This window comes from Mesorhizobium sp. 128a, from assembly GCF_053848025.1.
In genome coordinates this window covers 195,797-211,270 of sequence record NZ_JBSPKY010000012.1, presented here as the reverse complement: position 1 = coordinate 211,270, position 15,474 = coordinate 195,797, and the positions used below count along the sequence as shown (strand labels likewise).

The following is a 15,474-nucleotide window of genomic DNA, read 5'->3' as shown; positions in this document are numbered from 1 at the left end:
GCCGATGATGACCGACTTGCCCCAGCCGCGATGCGAGGCTTCCAGCGCCTGGCGCATCACCTTGGTGTTGCCGGTGCAGTCGAATGTGTAGTCGGCGCCGCCGATCTGGTCAGCGCCGCGCTTGGTCATGTTGACGAGGTGAGGGACGATGTCGCCGTCGACCTCCTTCGGGTTGACGAAATGCGTCATGCCGAAGCGCTCGCCCCATGCCTTCTTGTCGTTGTTGAGATCAACGCCGATGATCATGTCGGCGCCGGCGAGCTTCAGGCCCTGGATGACGTTCAAGCCGATGCCGCCGAGACCGAAGACAACGGCGGTCGCGCCTTGCTCGACCTTGGCGGTGTTGATGACAGCGCCGATGCCGGTGGTGACGCCGCAGCCGATGTAGCAGATCTTGTCGAAGGGCGCGTCCGGGTTGACCCTGGCCACCGCGATCTCGGGCAGCACGGTGAAGTTCGAGAAGGTCGAGCACCCCATATAGTGAAAAATCTTGTCCTTGCCGATCGAGAAGCGCGACGAACCGTCCGGCATCAGGCCCTGGCCCTGGGTGGCGCGGATGGCGGTGCAGAGGTTAGTCTTGCGCGACAGGCAGGACGGGCACTGCCGGCATTCTGGCGTGTAGAGCGGGATGACATGGTCGCCCTTTTTGACCGAAGTGACGCCCTTGCCGACATCGACGACGATGCCGGCGCCTTCATGGCCGAGGATGGCCGGGAACAGGCCTTCAGGGTCGGCGCCCGAGAGTGTGAACTCGTCGGTGTGGCAAATGCCGGTCGCCTTGATCTCCACCAGCACCTCGCCTTCGCGCGGTCCGTCGAGGTCGACCTCCATGATCTCCAGCGGCTTTCCGGCAGCGACAGCGACAGCGGCGCGAGTTTTCATCGGACAGATCCCTCCCAAAGCAATGTGTAAGCGTCAGGTTACGCCAGTCTTGTTCGGCTTGCCTGGCAAGGCGAGACGCCAGTCTGCCGTTTGTTATGAGCCCACGGCCACCTTACCGGGTTCGGGGATGGCGGCCAACTTTTCTTGCGACGTTTTTCGGCGCAGGAGCCACAATCAGGCCGGACGGCAACAAACGCCCACCCCTTGAGACAAGGCTGGATTGTCCATAGAACAGGACGGCTTCGCCGGAGGAACGACGTCTGCATGTTCACAAAAATCCTGATCGCCAATCGCGGCGAGATCGCTTGCCGCGTGATCAAGACGGCGCGCAAGATGGGCATCGCCACCGTCGCGGTTTATTCCGACGCCGATCGTGACGCCGTGCATGTCGAAATGGCCGACCAAGCCGTGCATATCGGGCCTTCGCCGGCCGCGCAGAGCTATCTCCTGCCGGAAAAGATCATCGCCGCCTGCAAGGAAACAGGGGCTCAGGCCGTGCATCCCGGCTACGGCTTTCTCTCGGAGCGTGCGGCCTTCTGCGAGGCGCTGGAGGCTGAGGGCATTGTCTTCATCGGCCCCAAGCCCAAGGCGATCAAGGCGATGGGCGACAAGATCGAATCGAAGAAGTTTGCCAATGCTGCCAAGGTTTCCACGGTGCCCGGCTGGCTTGGCGTCATCGAGAATGCCGATCATGCCGAAAGAATAGCCGGTGAGATCGGTTATCCCGTGATGATCAAGGCGTCGGCCGGTGGCGGCGGCAAGGGCATGCGCATCGCCTGGAGCCAATCGGAAGTGCGCGACGGTTTCGACCGGGCGCGTTCCGAAGCCAAAAGCTCGTTCGGCGACGACCGCGTCTTCATCGAGAAATTCGTCGTCGATCCGCGCCATATCGAAATCCAGGTGCTGGCCGACGCACATGGCACCGCGCTCTATCTCGGCGAGCGCGAATGCTCGATCCAGCGCCGCAACCAGAAGGTCGCCGAAGAGGCGCCATCGCCGTTTCTCGATGCCAAGACCAGGAAGGCCATGGGCGAGCAGGCAGTCGCGCTGGCTCGGGCGGTCGACTATCAGAGCGCCGGCACCGTCGAGTTCATCGTCGACGCTGAAAAGAACTTCTATTTCCTTGAAATGAATACGAGATTGCAGGTCGAGCATCCGGTGACGGAGCTCGTCACCGGTATCGATCTGGTCGAGCAGATGATCCGCGTCGCCGCCGGCGAAAAGCTCGCGATCAAGCAGAGCGACGTCAAGCTGAACGGCTGGGCGGTGGAAAGCCGCCTCTATGCCGAAGATCCCTATCGCAATTTCCTGCCGTCGATCGGCCGGTTGACGCGTTACCGGCCGCCGGAGGAGGGCACGTTCGGCGACATCGTCATCCGCAACGACACCGGCGTCACCGAAGGCTCCGAGATTTCTATGTTTTATGACCCGATGGTGGCCAAGCTCTGCACCTGGGCGCCGACGCGGCTGGCGGCGATCGACGCCATGTCGGAAGCGTTGGACAGTTTCGTCGTCGACGGCATCGAGCACAACATTCCGTTCCTGGCAGCGCTGATGCAGCATCCGCGCTGGCGCGAAGGGCGGATATCGACGGGCTTCATTGCCGAGGAGTATCCTGACGGTTTTGCGCCGATCGTTCCGGACGCTGACGAAAAGGCGGTGCTGGCGGCGATCGCCACGGCTGTCGAGCTTTTGCGCCGCGACCGGCTCGATCGCTTAAGCGGGCGACTGGCGCCGCATTCGGGGGCGCTCAAGCGTGACTGGGTGGTGAAGATCGGCGAGGACTATCTCCAGGCTTCGATGACCGAGGGCATGATCTCCATTCCGATGGAAATCGACCTGTCGGTCGATGGCGGCAAGGCGCTGACGGTGACGTCCGACTGGCGGCCGGGCGATCTGATCTGGCGCGGCACGGTCGGTGCCCGCAAGATCACCGCGCAGATCAGGCCGCTGCCGAACGGTCTACGCATCGCCTGGAAGGGCATGTCGGTGATGGCACGCGCCATGTTGCCGCGCACGGCCGAGCTGGAACGACTGATGCCGGAAAAGGTGGCGCCGGACACGTCCAAGATGCTGCTTTGCCCAATGCCGGGGCTGGTCGTGTCGATTGCGGTCGTCGAGGGCCAGGAGGTCAAGGCCGGCGAGACGCTGGCCGTGGTCGAGGCCATGAAAATGGAAAACGTGCTGCGCGCCGACCGAGATCTTGTCGTGTCGAAACTCAACGCCAAGCCGGGCGACAGCCTGGCGGTGGACGCGGTGATCATGGAATTCGCCTGAGCAGGCTGGAAGCCTGTGGCCTTTGGTCGTTTGTGCTGGACTGGCATAGCCCGGTCCGGGACAATACATTTCCATCGACTCAAAGCCCTGGGCAGCGCGAGAAATCATGGCGGATGACAAACTTCCACGCGACCCCCTGAAGCGCGAAGCAGCGATTGCTGCCGCGCGCCCGGAGACGCCGGCGCGACCGTTCATCCATCTGCGCGTGCATTCGGCGTACTCGCTGCTCGAAGGCGCCTTGCAGGTAGCCGCCATTGTCGGTCATGCTGTCAAGGACGAGTGCCCGGCAATCGCCGTCACCGACACCAACAATCTGTTCGGCGCGCTGGAATTCGCCCAGAAGGCGGTGAAGGAGGGTATCCAGCCGATCATTGGCTGCCAGGTCGATCTCGCTTTTTCCGGCGAGACGAGCGACGCGCAGCGCGACCGCCGCCGTCATGGTCCGGAGATGCATGCCGTGGTGCTGCTGGCCGCCACCGAGGCCGGTTATGGCAATCTGGTCAGGCTGGTCAGCCAGGTCTATCTGGAGACGCCGCCGGGCGAGCCCGTGCATCTGACGTCAGCAATGCTGGAGGGCCATAGCGATGGCCTGATCTGCCTCAGCGGCGGGCCGCGCGGTCCGATCGGCCGGGCGCTGAAGGAAGACCGCCGCGACCTCGCCGAGGCGCGTCTGCTGGCGCTCAAGGCGCTGTTTGGCGACCGGCTCTATGTCGAGCTGGATCGAGTTTCCGGCTATGACCGCGCGATCGAGAAATCATCGGTCGATCTTGCCTATATCCATGACCTGCCGCTGGTTGCCACCAATGAGGCGTTCTTTTCCGCCCGCGACGATTATGACGCGCATGACGCGCTGATCGCCATTGCCGAAGGTTCGGTCGTTGCCGCCGACAACCGCCGCAGGCTGACATCGGACAATTTCCTGCGCAGCCAGGCCGATATGGCACGACTGTTCGCCGATCTGCCGGAAGCGATCGACAACACCGTCGAGATCGCGCTGCGCTGCTCCTACTATCCGAAGAACCGCAACCCGATCCTGCCGCGCTTTACCGGCGGCGATGTCGCCGACAATGAGGTGGCGCTGAAGGCCGAGGCAGACGAATTGCGCCGCCAGGCCCATGAAGGGCTCGACGCGCGGCTGGCGGCGCATGGACCCACTGCCGGCTATACCGCCCAGCAGTATCGCGAGCGGCTCGATTTCGAGCTTTCCATCATCGAGAAGATGAAGTTCCCCGGCTATTTCCTGATCGTTGCCGACTTCATCAAATGGGCGAAGGCGCAAGGCATTCCGGTCGGGCCCGGCCGCGGTTCGGGCGCCGGATCGTTGGTCGCCTATTCCACCACCATCACCGACATCGACCCTTTGCGCTTCTCGCTGCTGTTCGAGCGCTTCCTCAATCCCGACCGCGTGTCGATGCCCGACTTCGATATCGACTTCTGCCAGGACCGGCGCGAAGAGGTGATCCGCTACGTCCAGCAGAAATACGGCCGCGACCAGGTCGGGCAGATCATCACCTTCGGTACGCTGCAGGCGCGCGCGGTGCTGCGCGACGTCGGCCGCGTGCTGCAGATGCCTTACGGCCAGGTCGACAAGCTGTCCAAAATGGTGCCGCAGAACCCGGCCAATCCGGTCAAGCTCGCCGACGCCATCGCCAACGAGCCGCGTTTTGCCGAAGAGGCTGAGAAGGAGCCGATCGTCCAGACGCTACTCGATATGGCGCAGAAGCTGGAAGGGCTCTACCGCCACGCTTCGACGCACGCCGCCGGCATCGTCATCGGCGACAGGCCGCTGTCGGAGCTGGTGCCGATGTACCGCGATCCGCGCTCGGACATGCCGGTCACCCAGTTCAACATGAAGTATGTCGAGCAGGCGGGGCTGGTGAAATTCGACTTCCTCGGCCTCAAGACGCTGACGGTGCTGGAGACGGCGGTGAAGCTGATCCGCCGCCGCGGCATCGAGATCGACCTGGCGACGATCCCGCTCGACGATCCTGAAACCTACGCCATGCTGTCGCGCGGCGAAGTGGTCGGTGTGTTCCAGGTGGAAAGTGCCGGCATGCGCAAGGCGCTGATCGGCATGCGGCCCGACTGCATCGAGGACATCATCGCGCTGGTGGCGCTCTACCGCCCTGGCCCGATGGAGAACATCCCGACCTACAATGCCAGAAAGCATGGCGAGGAGGAGATGGCCTCGATCCATCCCAAGATCGACCATCTGGTGAAGGAGACGCAAGGCGTCATCGTCTACCAGGAACAGGTTATGCAGATCGCGCAGGAGCTGTCGGGCTACTCGCTCGGCGAAGCCGACCTTCTGCGCCGCGCCATGGGCAAGAAGATCCGCGCCGAGATGGACAAACAGCGCGAGCGTTTCGTCACCGGCGCCGTCGAGCGCGGCGTCGGCAAGCCGCAGGCCGATTTCATCTTCGACCTTCTGGCCAAGTTCGCCGATTACGGCTTCAATAAATCGCATGCCGCGGCTTACGCCGTGGTTTCCTACCAGACGGCCTATCTCAAGGCACATTATCCGGTCGAATTCCTGGCGGCGTCGATGACGCTCGACATGGGCAACACCGATAAGCTCGCCGATTTCCGCCAGGATGCCCTGCGTCTCGGCATCGAGGTGGTGGCGCCGTCGGTGATGTCGAGTTTTCGCGACTTCGAGGTCGGCGAAAACCGGATCTATTACTCGCTGGCGGCGCTCAAGGGCGTCGGCGATGCCGCGGTCGAGCACATCGTCGCCATGCGTGGCGAAAAGCCGTTCAAGAACCTTGCCGACTTCTGCGAGCGGGTCGATCCGAAGATAGTCGGCAAGCGGGTCTTCGAAAGCCTGATCATGGCCGGCGCGCTTGACTGTTTCGGCCACGACCGCGCCCAGATGATAGCCGGCGTCGAGCGGATGATGGGACTGGCGTCGCTGGCGCAGCAGAATGCGATTTCGGGCCAGCACGACATTTTCGGTGCGTCGCTCGGCGCGCAGTCGCAGGCGCTCAATCTGCCGCAGACCGATCCCTGGCTTGCCGCCGACCGGCTGCACCGCGAATTCCAGGTGGTCGGCTTTTATCTCTCGGCGCATCCGCTCGATGAGTACAAGGCTGCTTTGCAGAAGATGCGGGTGCAGAACTGGGGCGAATTCTCGGCCGCGGTCAAACGCGGTGCCGCCGCCGGGCGGCTCGCCGGCACCGTCACCACCAAGCAGGAACGCAAGACCCGCACCGGCAACAAGATGGGCGTCATCGCCTTTTCCGACACATCTGGCCAGTATGAAGCCGTGCTGTTTTCGGAAGGGTTGGCGCAGTATCGCGATCTGCTCGAGCCCGGCCGTTCGGTGGTGATCACCGTGTCGGCCGAAGACCGGCCCGAGGGCGTCAATCTGCGCATCCAGACCGTGCAGTCGCTGGAAGACGAGGCCAGCCGCATCCAGAAGGCGTTGCGTATCTTTGTGCGTGACGCCGCGCCGATCAACATGCTGGCCGGCCAGTTGGCGGTGAAGGGTGAAGGGCAGGTCAGCTTCGTGCTGATCAAGGAAGCCGGGCAGGGCGAGGTCGAGATCGAATTGCCCAACCGCTACCGCATCTCGCCGCAGATCGCGTCGGCCATGCGGGCCGTGCCGGGTGTGGTGGAAGTGGAACTTGTGTAGGGGGACAAGCACCACGAAAGATTCGATTTGGAGCGGCGCGACAGAACCCGGCACATGAAGTACGGTCCAACTGTCCTTGACGCAGAGCCAATCCGATGCAGTCAGCCAATGGGAATTTGAGCATACCCGACCAACAGATCGAGGGCACAAGGCTCGGAGCGGTTCATCTGCGAGTTACCGATCTTGATGGTGCCTTGGGCGTGTGGCGGGATATCGTTGGGCTTTCAGTTATCGAGAGGCACCTCGGAAAGGTAATGCTGGGCGCCGGCGGCCGGCAACTTGTTGTCCTCCACGCCACTGCTGCGCGGCAAGTGCAGACAAAGAGCCTGGGGCTCTATCACGTTGCCATCCACATACCGTCTCGAAAGGAATTTGCTCGCGCTGCGGCCCGGCTGCGAGCCGCCGGCTATAAGCATTCCGCGACGGATCACCTGGCCACTGAGTCGATCTATCTGGCTGATCCGGATGGCAACGGTATCGAACTTACCTTCGAGACGTTTCATCGTGGCCATTTTGAAAATGCGGACGGAGGGATACGTGCGGTAGCAGTGGACGGATCGATCCACACTGGCCTGGAGCCGTTGCAGATCGCACAATTGCTTGAAGAGCTCGCGGGCGACAGCTCGATTGTCGAACCACTTCCGGCAGGAACGAATGTGGGCCACGTTCATCTTCATGTGTCAGACCCGGAAGCGACCACATCGTTCTATGCTGGCATTCTCGGGTTCAAACCCCGCATTTGCGCCCCAAAATTTGGTATGTACGATGTCGGCACTCAGTTGCGCCCCCACATTGTGGCTTACAACACCTGGGCCGGCCCGGAGGCCGTCCGAGTTGCCCAGGACTGCTCAGGACTTGAGCTGATTGTGATCGAGCTACCCAGTCGCGAGGTGCTCGACACCGTCGTGCAGCGGCTGACGCAGGCCGGTCTTGCCCTGGCGGCGGAGGGCGATGCGAGGCTGGTGAGTGATCCAGATGGCAACCGCCTGTCGATTACGTCGCGCGAGCCCGGACTGTGACGGCCGAGTGTCGAGCGATCCCGACGGCAATCGCATCGACGGCGGCCAGCGCATCGCGGATTGAGACCGCTGGGCCTGGCATCGTGGCTGATAGGGCCAGCATGCCGGGGACGGTTGATGTGGCGCTGCCGTGACCCACATGCGTTAGCACACAGCGAAGAACGCCAAAGGGGACGCACACATCATGCCCAGCAGAGAACGCGTTGAGGCCTTCCTCAAGGAGGCGGTCGAAGGCAGCCACGTCAAGGCGATCGCCGATTTCTACCATGACGATGCGACCATGCAGGAGAATCTTGGCGTGCCGCGGCGTGGCATCGAAACGCTAATGGCGCATGAGCAGGCCGCGCTCGACCGGATCGAGAGGATGCAGACGCATCCGGTCCAGACATTCATGGTCGATGGCGACAATGTCGCCATCCGCTGGATCTTCGACAGGATCGACAAGACGGGCACTGTGCGCCGACTGGAAGAGGTGGCCCTGCAGCGCTGGCGCGGCGACCGGATCGCCGAGGGGCGGTTCGTCTACGACACCGCCACGGCCTGGCGCCTTGTCGGGCCCGACGGCGCGGTGGTGCAAAGCTGAGCAATCTCTCGCCCCAACCACCGGAACGGTTTGGTGTCGCTATCCCGAGGCAGCGACCTCCGCCGGCCGCGTCGCTTTCCGCTGCAGGTTGAGCAGGTTGCCCATTAGGATCAGGAGGGCGCCGGCGGCGGTAAAAATGTCGATCTGCTCGCGATAGAGCAGCCAGCCGATCAGCGCCGATAGCGGCACGCGCAGGAAATCCATCGGCGAGATAACGGTTGCGTCTGCATAGACAAGCGCGCGGGCCATGCAGAAATGCGACGACATACCGGTGAAGGCGATCAGGATGATCCACGGCCACAGTTCGAGCGGCGGATTGCGCCACTCGTAGAGCGCGGGCAGAAGGCCGACCACGGACTGGATGACCAGCATCCAGAAGATGATGCGTACGACGCTGTCGGTCCGCGTCAGCGACTTGACCATGACCACCGAGATGCCGAAACAGACAGCGGCGCCCAGCACGACAATGTGTCCGGGATCGACAGATCCGACGCCCGGACGCACGATGACCACCACACCGATCAGGCCGAGCACGATCGCCGCGAGTTTTGGCCGCGACAGTTTTTCGCCTAGGAAGCTGACGGCCAGGATGGCGGTCCAGATCGGCGTGGTGAACTCGATCGAGATCAGCACCGCAAGCGGGATCAGCGTCAATGCATAGAGCCAGGCTGCTTGGCCGGTATAGTGGATGACGTTGCGGGCGACATGGGCCAGCGGGCGCCCGGTGCGCATCGCGGTGAAACCGCCGCTCATTATCACCAGCGGCAGAAGGATGAAAAAGCCGATCACCGAGCGCAGTTCGAGCACCTGGAAGACGTTGAGCTCGGCGGTGGTTGCACGGCCGGCGACCGACATCGTCAGGAACGAGGCGATCGACAGCGCCATCCAGAAGGCGGCTTTGGGGATCGAGGGAGCAGGGACCATGGGCGCTATGTCGCAAGACGGCGGCCGCGCCGCAACCGTTAGTCGAGGCATTCGACTGGGCCAGCGGGGGGTGCAAAAACGGTTGTAAAAAAACGGTCACGTCGAAGGCGGAACCTGCCGGCGGGGCGCTCGCTTGAGTCCAGCGTCGGCCAGCTCTCGGGGGAGTCGCCACCTTTGTGATCGCAAGAGGGGATTCTGGATGAAATCAGTCGTCGGGTTGCTGATTGCCGTCTGCCTGTTGTCAGCGCCAGCGGCACATGCCGACGAAGCGGGCTTTCTGCGCTCGTTGCAGGGAGAATTTGCCGGCCAAGGAACTGTCAGAATCAGGACGAATTCACCTGTCATGAATATTTCCTGCACCTTCAAATCAGATACCACGGATACCTCGCTCTCACTGGGCGGCACCTGCCGCGCCATGATGATCATGACGCGCGAAATCCGCGCCGACCTGACGATCAGTGGGGCGACCTACAGCGGCACCTATGTCGGCTCCAAAAGCGGACCGGCGGCGCTCAGCGGCAGCCACACCGGCGATGCAATCAATCTCGACATCCGCTGGGCAAAGATCGTCAACGGCGATCGCGACGCCCAGATGATTGTCGAAAAGATCGGCACCGACGCCATGCGCCTTACCGTGATCGATGTCGATCCCAAGACTGGCAAGACGGTTGTGACAAGCCGCATTGATCTCAACCGTACCTAGTTTGCTTCCGCCGCAACCGCTAGCGACACATTCGAACGGGCCAGCCCCTGCGCCGATTGGACCGACGTTAGAAACAGTCTTATTGAAAGCGGAACCCGTTTTGCGGGCAGGCGTTCTAAGTCTGCGTGGTGCCGGTTTCCGCTGGACGCGCCGCATCTCCAACACGTCTCGGGGGAGAATACGATGAAATCACTTGCATGCTTTGTCCTTGCCGGTTGCTTGATGGCTGCGGTGGACGCCCGGGCTGACGAGGCTGATTTCCTGAGTTCCTTGCAGGGGAATTTCTCAGGCAAGGGAACTGTCAAGGTCACCACCGACGCGCGGACGGTGAATGTCTCCTGCACTTTCAATTCCGACGCGACCTCGACCTCATTGTCGCTTGACGGCAACTGCCGTGGTCTTGTCGTGGTGACGCGCGCCATCAGCGCGGATCTGAAGGCCAGCGGGGCGAAATACAGCGGCGTCTATGTTGGATCGCGCACCGGCCCGGCACAGCTCGCCGGCAGCCGCTCGGGCAACGCGATCAATCTCGGCATTAGCTGGGCGACGGAGGTCAATGGCGATCGCAAGGCGCGGTTGACGGTCGAGAAAACCAGCGACGACGGAATGCGGTTGACCGTTACCGACGTCGATCCGAAAACCGGCAAGAGCGTGGTGACCAGCCGCATCGATCTGCAACGCATCTGACCGACAGCGTCAATCCTCGATCGGCTCGGGCGGGTTGGCGTTGCGGCCCTTGCCGAAGGTGTAGCCGGTTTCCACCGCCTTCTTGCCGAATTTGTCGCGCAGCGTGTCGATGGCGCTTTCGGCCATGGCGCGCTTGCGCGAGCCGACATCGACAAGATCGGGCGGATCGGCCTTCCCGTCATCCGAGAGATCGCTGACGCCGATGCCGAGCAACCGGTATTTCGTGCCGTCCGCCTCTCTGCGCAACAAATCGAGCCCGGTCTGGAAGATACGGTCGGCAAGCCTTGTCGGGTCGCCAAGCTGGCGGTTGCGGGTGCGCAGCTTGAAGTCCTGCGTCTTCAGCTTCAGCACCACGGTGCGCCCGGCAATGCCTGACTTCTTCAGCCTGGCTGAAACCTTTTCCGACAACCCCCGCAGCACCGGGACCAGTTCGTCCATCTCAGCTATATCGGTGTCGAAAGTGGTTTCGGCCGAGACGCTTTTTGCATCCTGATCTGGGTCGACACGGCGGTCGTCCTGGCCGCGCGACAGATGGTAGAGCCGGGTGCCCATCACGCCATAGCGGCGCATCAGATCGGCGCGCTCCATGCGCTGCAGCTGGGCGATGGTGCGGATGCCGTCGCGTTCAAGCGTTGCGGCAAACGCCTTGCCGACGCCCCAGATCAACGTCACCGGCTGCTCGGCCAGAAACGCAATCGCCTCGGCCTCGCCGATCACCGAAAGGCCGCGAGGCTTGCGGAAATCGGACGCAACCTTGGCCAGGAACTTGCAGTAGGAGAGGCCGGCCGAAACGGTGATGCCGATTTCCTTTTCCACGGTCAGCGCGAAGCGCGCCAGCACCACCGCCGGCGGCATGCCGTGCAGGCGCTCGGTGCCGGCAAGGTCGAGAAACGCCTCGTCGATGGACAGCGGCTCGACCAGCGGCGTCAGCGCCTGCATCAGCGCGCGCACCTCGCGGCCGACGCGGACATATTTTTCCATATTGGGCGGGATGACGATCGCTTCCGGGCAGGCTTCAAGCGCCTTGAACATCGGCATCGCCGAGCGCACGCCCTTGATGCGGGCGATGTAGCAGGCGGTGGAGACGACGCCGCGCTTGCCGCCGCCAATGATCAGCGGCTTGTCCTTTAGCGCCGGGTTGTCGCGCTTTTCGATCGCCGCGTAAAAGGCATCGCAATCGATATGGGCAAGATGCAGCCGGTAGAGTTCGGGATGGCGGGCAAGCCGCGGGCTGCCGCAGCGCTCGCAGCGTCTGACATCGCTGCGCTGAAGGGTCAGGCAGTCGCGGCAAAAACCGTGCTCGGGATTGTTGACAGGGGCCGCCATCGCTGCGAACATAAAGAGAACAAATGCAATGGTACGTCAGGACGGGAGCTGCCACAAGCGGTTAGCCGGGAGAGAACTCATGAGCACGACCATAGCGCCGCTGGCGCCCGACCTATGGGCGGATTTCGAGGACCTTTTCGGCAAGCAGGGCGCCTGTTACGGCTGCTGGTGCACCTATTTCAGGCAAGCCCCGGCGGCGCGGCGCGCCAGCGACAAGCAGCGCAACAAAGATCTTATCAAGGCGCGTATCGAGGCCGGGCCGCCGCCGGGGCTTTTGGCCTTCGAGGACGGCGTGGCAGTCGGCTGGATGCAGATCGGCCCACGCGCCGACGTGCCCGAATGGAACAATCGGGGCAGGGGCTCGGCGCCGGTCGACCCGTCGGACGCCGCCGACGCGAGCGTCTGGGCGATCTCCTGCTTCTTCATTCGCGCCAGTGCACGCGGCAGGGGGATCAGCCACCGTCTGGTCGAGGGCGGCATCGCCTTTGCCCGTCGGAACAAAGCGCGGCTAGTCGAGGCCTGCCCGATCGATGTGTCGCGTGATTTGCGCTCGATCGGACTGTTCGTCGGTTCATCACGCGTGTTTGAAAAAGCCGGCTTCGAGCGGCTTGTCGAACGCAAGGCTGGCCGGCCGCTGATGCGGCTGGTGCTGTAGTCTGATTACCCGTTGGCGTTGTTGATGTCATCTTGAAGTTGTAGGCTGGTTTCATAGCAGAGAAACGAAGCGTTCCTTTTTGGTCAAATGGAGAATTTTGTGAACCGTGTCTTGCCGCTTGCTTTCCTTCTCGCCCTCAGCGCTCCAGCTTTTGGCCAGGCTGTCGATGCCCAAGGTGCCAAGCAACTTTCCGATGAGCTCTCCCGCTATGTTGGCAAACAGGCGCTCAACGAAGGCATCTTGAAGGTCTCTGCCGAGGGGGACGCTTATAAGGTCACCTTCGACATGAAGGCGCTTGCGGCGAAGGTGCCGAAGCAGGACCTGCCGAAGTTCGATTTCCCGCCCGTCACCTTGCTGGTCAAGCCACGCTCAGACGGAGGTTGGGACGTCTCGACGGATTTTTCGACCAATGGGTCATTTGAAGTGAATAATCAGGAAGGTCCGGCGACGGGGCAAATAGCCGTCAAGGATGGCAAGTTCACGGGCGTTTATGACCCCGAACTGGGGGCGTTTACAAGCGGCGCGAGTTCTGTAGCGGGCATGACGATGACGTCGCAGATGCCCAGGCAGATCACGGATTTGAGCGTCAGCTCGGGATCTTCAAAGTTTGGTGCAACCAAATCGGCGCATGGCGGGGTCGATCTAAACGTGGCGCAGTCGATGGCGGACTTCGCCGAAACGGTCAAAATTGACAACCGGGCGGTAGGGGCAGTCAAGACATCTGAACTCGTCGTTGACCTGACGGCCAAGGCGATACGGACGAAGCCATTTCTGGACCTCCTGGCGTTCGCGGTCGCCCATGAGGACGAGGCCCAACTGAAAGCGGATCAAGCAGAACTGAAAACACTCTTGCTCGCGGCGTTGCCGCTATGGGAGCGGATAGCTGGAACCTATACGTTTAAAAACTTTGTCATTGAAACCTATGCAGGCAACCTGGGTGCGTCTCAATTCGTCACTTCATTTGGAGCTGACGGCATCGCCCAGAAGGGCAGGTTCGATTATGAAATTAAGGCCACAGGCCTTAGCTTTCCCTATGTTATTCCCGGCTGGGCAGCCAAACTACTACCTACCGAACTCGATGTGAAATTTGGCGGGGCGAACATCGATCTCGACAGTATGAGCAGAAAGGCGATCGAGACGTTTGATCTCAACAAGAATCCGCCATTGCCGGCGGAGTTTGGTGATCAGATCAAGTCAGACTTTATGGCCAATGCGCCAAAGTTTGTCGTCGATCACAGCATTTTTAGCAACGGCGATACGGAAATTGCGCTTGAAGGTGAGATGACATTCCCCGGCAGCAAACCAGACGCTAATTTTACCGTCGACGTGGCCGGCTACGATAAACTCGTTGAAAGCCTGAAAGTTTCTGCAAAGTCTGAACCGGAAGCAGCGCAATATTTTCCGTTTGTGCTGGCGGCCCAGGGATTTGCCAAGACGCTGCCGGACGGCCGCATCGAATGGGTGATCAACGCCAGGCACGATGGGTCGGTGACGGTCAACGGCGCCATGCTCAAGGGCCCCGATACGGTCATGGAAGACGGCACCGACCAAGGCGCCAGCCCTGGCCAGGGCAATAGCGGCGGGGCAGGGGCGAAGCTGCAGCCCTGATCCCAGGCTTGAAAGCGCTTGGGCTTAAAGCCCGAGCGCGCTAGCAATCTTTGGCGCCGCCTCATGCCAATCCTCGACAGAGATGATGTCGTCGGGCACCGGCGGCAGGAAGGCGCGCAGCGAATTGTCGGCCATCAGATGGAAGAGGTGCGCATCGGCGACCGAATTGCGCGCCGAGATGAGGTTGGACGGCTGGTCGTCGACGAAGGCCACCGGCCGGCCCTTTTCGCCGCGCAATTTCGCCACTGCCGGCCCCTTCGCCATCTCGGTGGTCAACAGCGGATAGGGAAGTCCGAGCGCATCGAGATGGGCGCGGCGCGCCGCGCGATGGCGGTGCGGCATGGCGGTCAAAAGGACGATTTCGGCGCGGTCGCCGAGGCTGGCAAGCGCTTGTTCGGCGCCGTCGGTGACGCTTTGCCAGTCAGCCTGCGCGTCGAAGAAATCGCCAAGCAGTGCCGTCACTTCCGGCTGTTCGATCAGCCGGCCGCTCGCCGTTTCGGCGATGTTGCCGGTGAGGCGGAAGGAGGCCAGCGTGAGCCCAAAGCCGCGCGATTTCAGGAAATGCGGAAATGGCCGGATGAATTCGAGCACGACATCGTCGACGTCGAGGATCAGCAGAGGCCGGTCGTCGGCTGCAAGTTCGGCGATCTGGCGCGCCGTCTCGGGGTCGTCGCTCATATCGAACGCTCATGGTCGTCGTCGCCGAGCGGTAGCGCACGCAAGGCCTTGCCGACTGAGGCCGGCGGGGTGCCGGTTTCCTCGGCAAAGCGTAGCAAGGTTGGCTCGTGGGCAAGGATGAACTGTAGGACGCCGGCAAGGAATCCCGGTTCGGCTGCGGCGCGCCGGATGGCAGAGGCCTCTATGCCCGTGATTGCCAGAAAGCGCGGCAGGAGTTCCGGGTCTGCGGCGACGAAGCCCAGTGCCCTCACGGCAATGGTTTCCGCCTCCTCGCGCATTGACGCTGCGTTTGCCATCATTACCTTCTGGTTTGCGGAAATGAGTCTCTTTTCCGCAGTAATCGCAAGCGTCGCTTGCGGCAAGCCACCGCCCCAATCCAATGTGGTTTTCGAGGTGGAATCCGAGTGGCTTTTACAGCTGCGGGTTTCCGTTTCGTCAATCATATTGCCCTAGAGTGAAGGAGGGTTTGGTGTGCTCCGACAAGGACGCATGACGGCA

The 15,474-nt window shown here is 62.1% G+C and carries 13 protein-coding genes; 8 read left to right on the top strand and 5 right to left on the bottom strand.

Annotated features, from left to right (window positions below):
- A partial coding sequence (locus ACWTU9_RS21050) for an alcohol dehydrogenase catalytic domain-containing protein (RefSeq protein WP_455859944.1) occupies nt 1-882 on the bottom strand: 882 nt, incomplete at its 3' end.
- A 264-nt stretch (nt 883-1,146) separates the two neighbouring features.
- Here ACWTU9_RS21050 and ACWTU9_RS21045 point away from each other — a divergent pair.
- The 4 genes from ACWTU9_RS21045 (at nt 1,147) to ACWTU9_RS21030 (ending at nt 8,395) form a co-directional block, all read left to right on the top strand.
- Entirely contained in the window at nt 1,147-3,159 is a 2,013-nt protein-coding gene (locus ACWTU9_RS21045; protein ID WP_455859943.1) for an acetyl-CoA carboxylase biotin carboxylase subunit, read from the top strand.
- A gap of 106 nt (nt 3,160-3,265) precedes the next feature.
- A complete protein-coding gene (dnaE, locus tag ACWTU9_RS21040; protein WP_455859942.1) occupies nt 3,266-6,793 on the top strand; it encodes a DNA polymerase III subunit alpha in 3,528 nt (1,175 codons plus the stop codon).
- Nucleotides 6,794-6,888: 95 nt separating this feature from the next.
- Nucleotides 6,889-7,812 (top strand): VOC family protein, encoded by a 924-nt coding sequence (locus ACWTU9_RS21035; RefSeq protein WP_455859941.1) that lies wholly within the window; start codon nt 6,889-6,891, stop codon nt 7,810-7,812.
- Nucleotides 7,813-7,996: 184 nt separating this feature from the next.
- On the top strand, nt 7,997-8,395 hold the full coding sequence (locus ACWTU9_RS21030) for a nuclear transport factor 2 family protein (protein ID WP_455859940.1): 399 nt from the start codon (nt 7,997-7,999) through the stop codon (nt 8,393-8,395).
- Between the two features lie 39 nt (nt 8,396-8,434).
- Here ACWTU9_RS21030 and ACWTU9_RS21025 read toward each other — a convergent pair whose 3' ends face one another.
- Nucleotides 8,435-9,319: a DMT family transporter gene (locus tag ACWTU9_RS21025; RefSeq protein ID WP_455859939.1), complete on the bottom strand. Its 885-nt coding sequence runs from the start codon at nt 9,317-9,319 to the stop codon at nt 8,435-8,437.
- A 199-nt stretch (nt 9,320-9,518) separates the two neighbouring features.
- Between ACWTU9_RS21025 and ACWTU9_RS21020 the strand changes: the two genes are divergently transcribed.
- Both ACWTU9_RS21020 and ACWTU9_RS21015 read left to right on the top strand, forming a co-directional pair.
- A complete protein-coding gene (locus ACWTU9_RS21020; protein ID WP_455859938.1) occupies nt 9,519-10,022 on the top strand; it encodes a hypothetical protein in 504 nt (167 codons plus the stop codon).
- Between the two features lie 183 nt (nt 10,023-10,205).
- The gene (locus tag ACWTU9_RS21015) at nt 10,206-10,709 is read left to right on the top strand and encodes a hypothetical protein (protein WP_455859937.1); all 504 of its coding nucleotides are present in this window, start codon (nt 10,206-10,208) and stop codon (nt 10,707-10,709) included.
- A 9-nt stretch (nt 10,710-10,718) separates the two neighbouring features.
- Here ACWTU9_RS21015 and ACWTU9_RS21010 read toward each other — a convergent pair whose 3' ends face one another.
- Entirely contained in the window at nt 10,719-12,047 is a 1,329-nt protein-coding gene (locus ACWTU9_RS21010) for a DNA polymerase IV (RefSeq protein ID WP_455859936.1), read from the bottom strand.
- A 67-nt stretch (nt 12,048-12,114) separates the two neighbouring features.
- Here ACWTU9_RS21010 and ACWTU9_RS21005 point away from each other — a divergent pair, with 67 nt between their 5' ends.
- Nucleotides 12,115-12,690, top strand: a complete 576-nt coding sequence (locus ACWTU9_RS21005) for a GNAT family N-acetyltransferase (protein WP_455859935.1) — start codon at nt 12,115-12,117, stop codon at nt 12,688-12,690.
- A gap of 99 nt (nt 12,691-12,789) precedes the next feature.
- Nucleotides 12,790-14,298: a hypothetical protein gene (locus ACWTU9_RS21000; RefSeq protein ID WP_455859934.1), complete on the top strand. Its 1,509-nt coding sequence runs from the start codon at nt 12,790-12,792 to the stop codon at nt 14,296-14,298.
- A 24-nt stretch (nt 14,299-14,322) separates the two neighbouring features.
- Here ACWTU9_RS21000 and ACWTU9_RS20995 read toward each other — a convergent pair whose 3' ends face one another.
- Both ACWTU9_RS20995 and ACWTU9_RS20990 read right to left on the bottom strand, forming a co-directional pair.
- Nucleotides 14,323-14,976 (bottom strand): hypothetical protein, encoded by a 654-nt coding sequence (locus ACWTU9_RS20995; RefSeq protein ID WP_455859933.1) that lies wholly within the window; start codon nt 14,974-14,976, stop codon nt 14,323-14,325.
- Nucleotides 14,973-15,272: a DUF3572 domain-containing protein gene (locus ACWTU9_RS20990; RefSeq protein WP_455859949.1), complete on the bottom strand. Its 300-nt coding sequence runs from the start codon at nt 15,270-15,272 to the stop codon at nt 14,973-14,975. The genes ACWTU9_RS20995 and ACWTU9_RS20990 overlap by 4 nt, the downstream gene beginning before the upstream one ends.
- Nucleotides 15,273-15,474 lie beyond the last annotated feature (202 nt).

Excerpts from the sequence above, each read along its gene's own strand:
- ACWTU9_RS21020 (WP_455859938.1), top strand. The coding sequence starts at position 9,519 with ATGAAATCAGTCGTCGGGTTGCTGATTGCCGTCTGCCTGTTGTCAGCG.
- dnaE (WP_455859942.1), top strand. The coding sequence starts at position 3,266 with ATGGCGGATGACAAACTTCCACGCGACCCCCTGAAGCGCGAAGCAGCG.
- ACWTU9_RS21025 (WP_455859939.1), bottom strand. The coding sequence starts at position 9,319 with ATGGTCCCTGCTCCCTCGATCCCCAAAGCCGCCTTCTGGATGGCGCTG.
- ACWTU9_RS20990 (WP_455859949.1), bottom strand. The coding sequence starts at position 15,272 with ATGGCAAACGCAGCGTCAATGCGCGAGGAGGCGGAAACCATTGCCGTG.
- ACWTU9_RS21015 (WP_455859937.1), top strand. The coding sequence starts at position 10,206 with ATGAAATCACTTGCATGCTTTGTCCTTGCCGGTTGCTTGATGGCTGCG.
- ACWTU9_RS21010 (WP_455859936.1), bottom strand. The coding sequence starts at position 12,047 with ATGTTCGCAGCGATGGCGGCCCCTGTCAACAATCCCGAGCACGGTTTT.
- ACWTU9_RS21045 (WP_455859943.1), top strand. The coding sequence starts at position 1,147 with ATGTTCACAAAAATCCTGATCGCCAATCGCGGCGAGATCGCTTGCCGC.
- ACWTU9_RS21030 (WP_455859940.1), top strand. The coding sequence starts at position 7,997 with ATGCCCAGCAGAGAACGCGTTGAGGCCTTCCTCAAGGAGGCGGTCGAA.
- ACWTU9_RS21035 (WP_455859941.1), top strand. The coding sequence starts at position 6,889 with ATGCAGTCAGCCAATGGGAATTTGAGCATACCCGACCAACAGATCGAG.
- ACWTU9_RS21005 (WP_455859935.1), top strand. The coding sequence starts at position 12,115 with ATGAGCACGACCATAGCGCCGCTGGCGCCCGACCTATGGGCGGATTTC.
- ACWTU9_RS20995 (WP_455859933.1), bottom strand. The coding sequence starts at position 14,976 with ATGAGCGACGACCCCGAGACGGCGCGCCAGATCGCCGAACTTGCAGCC.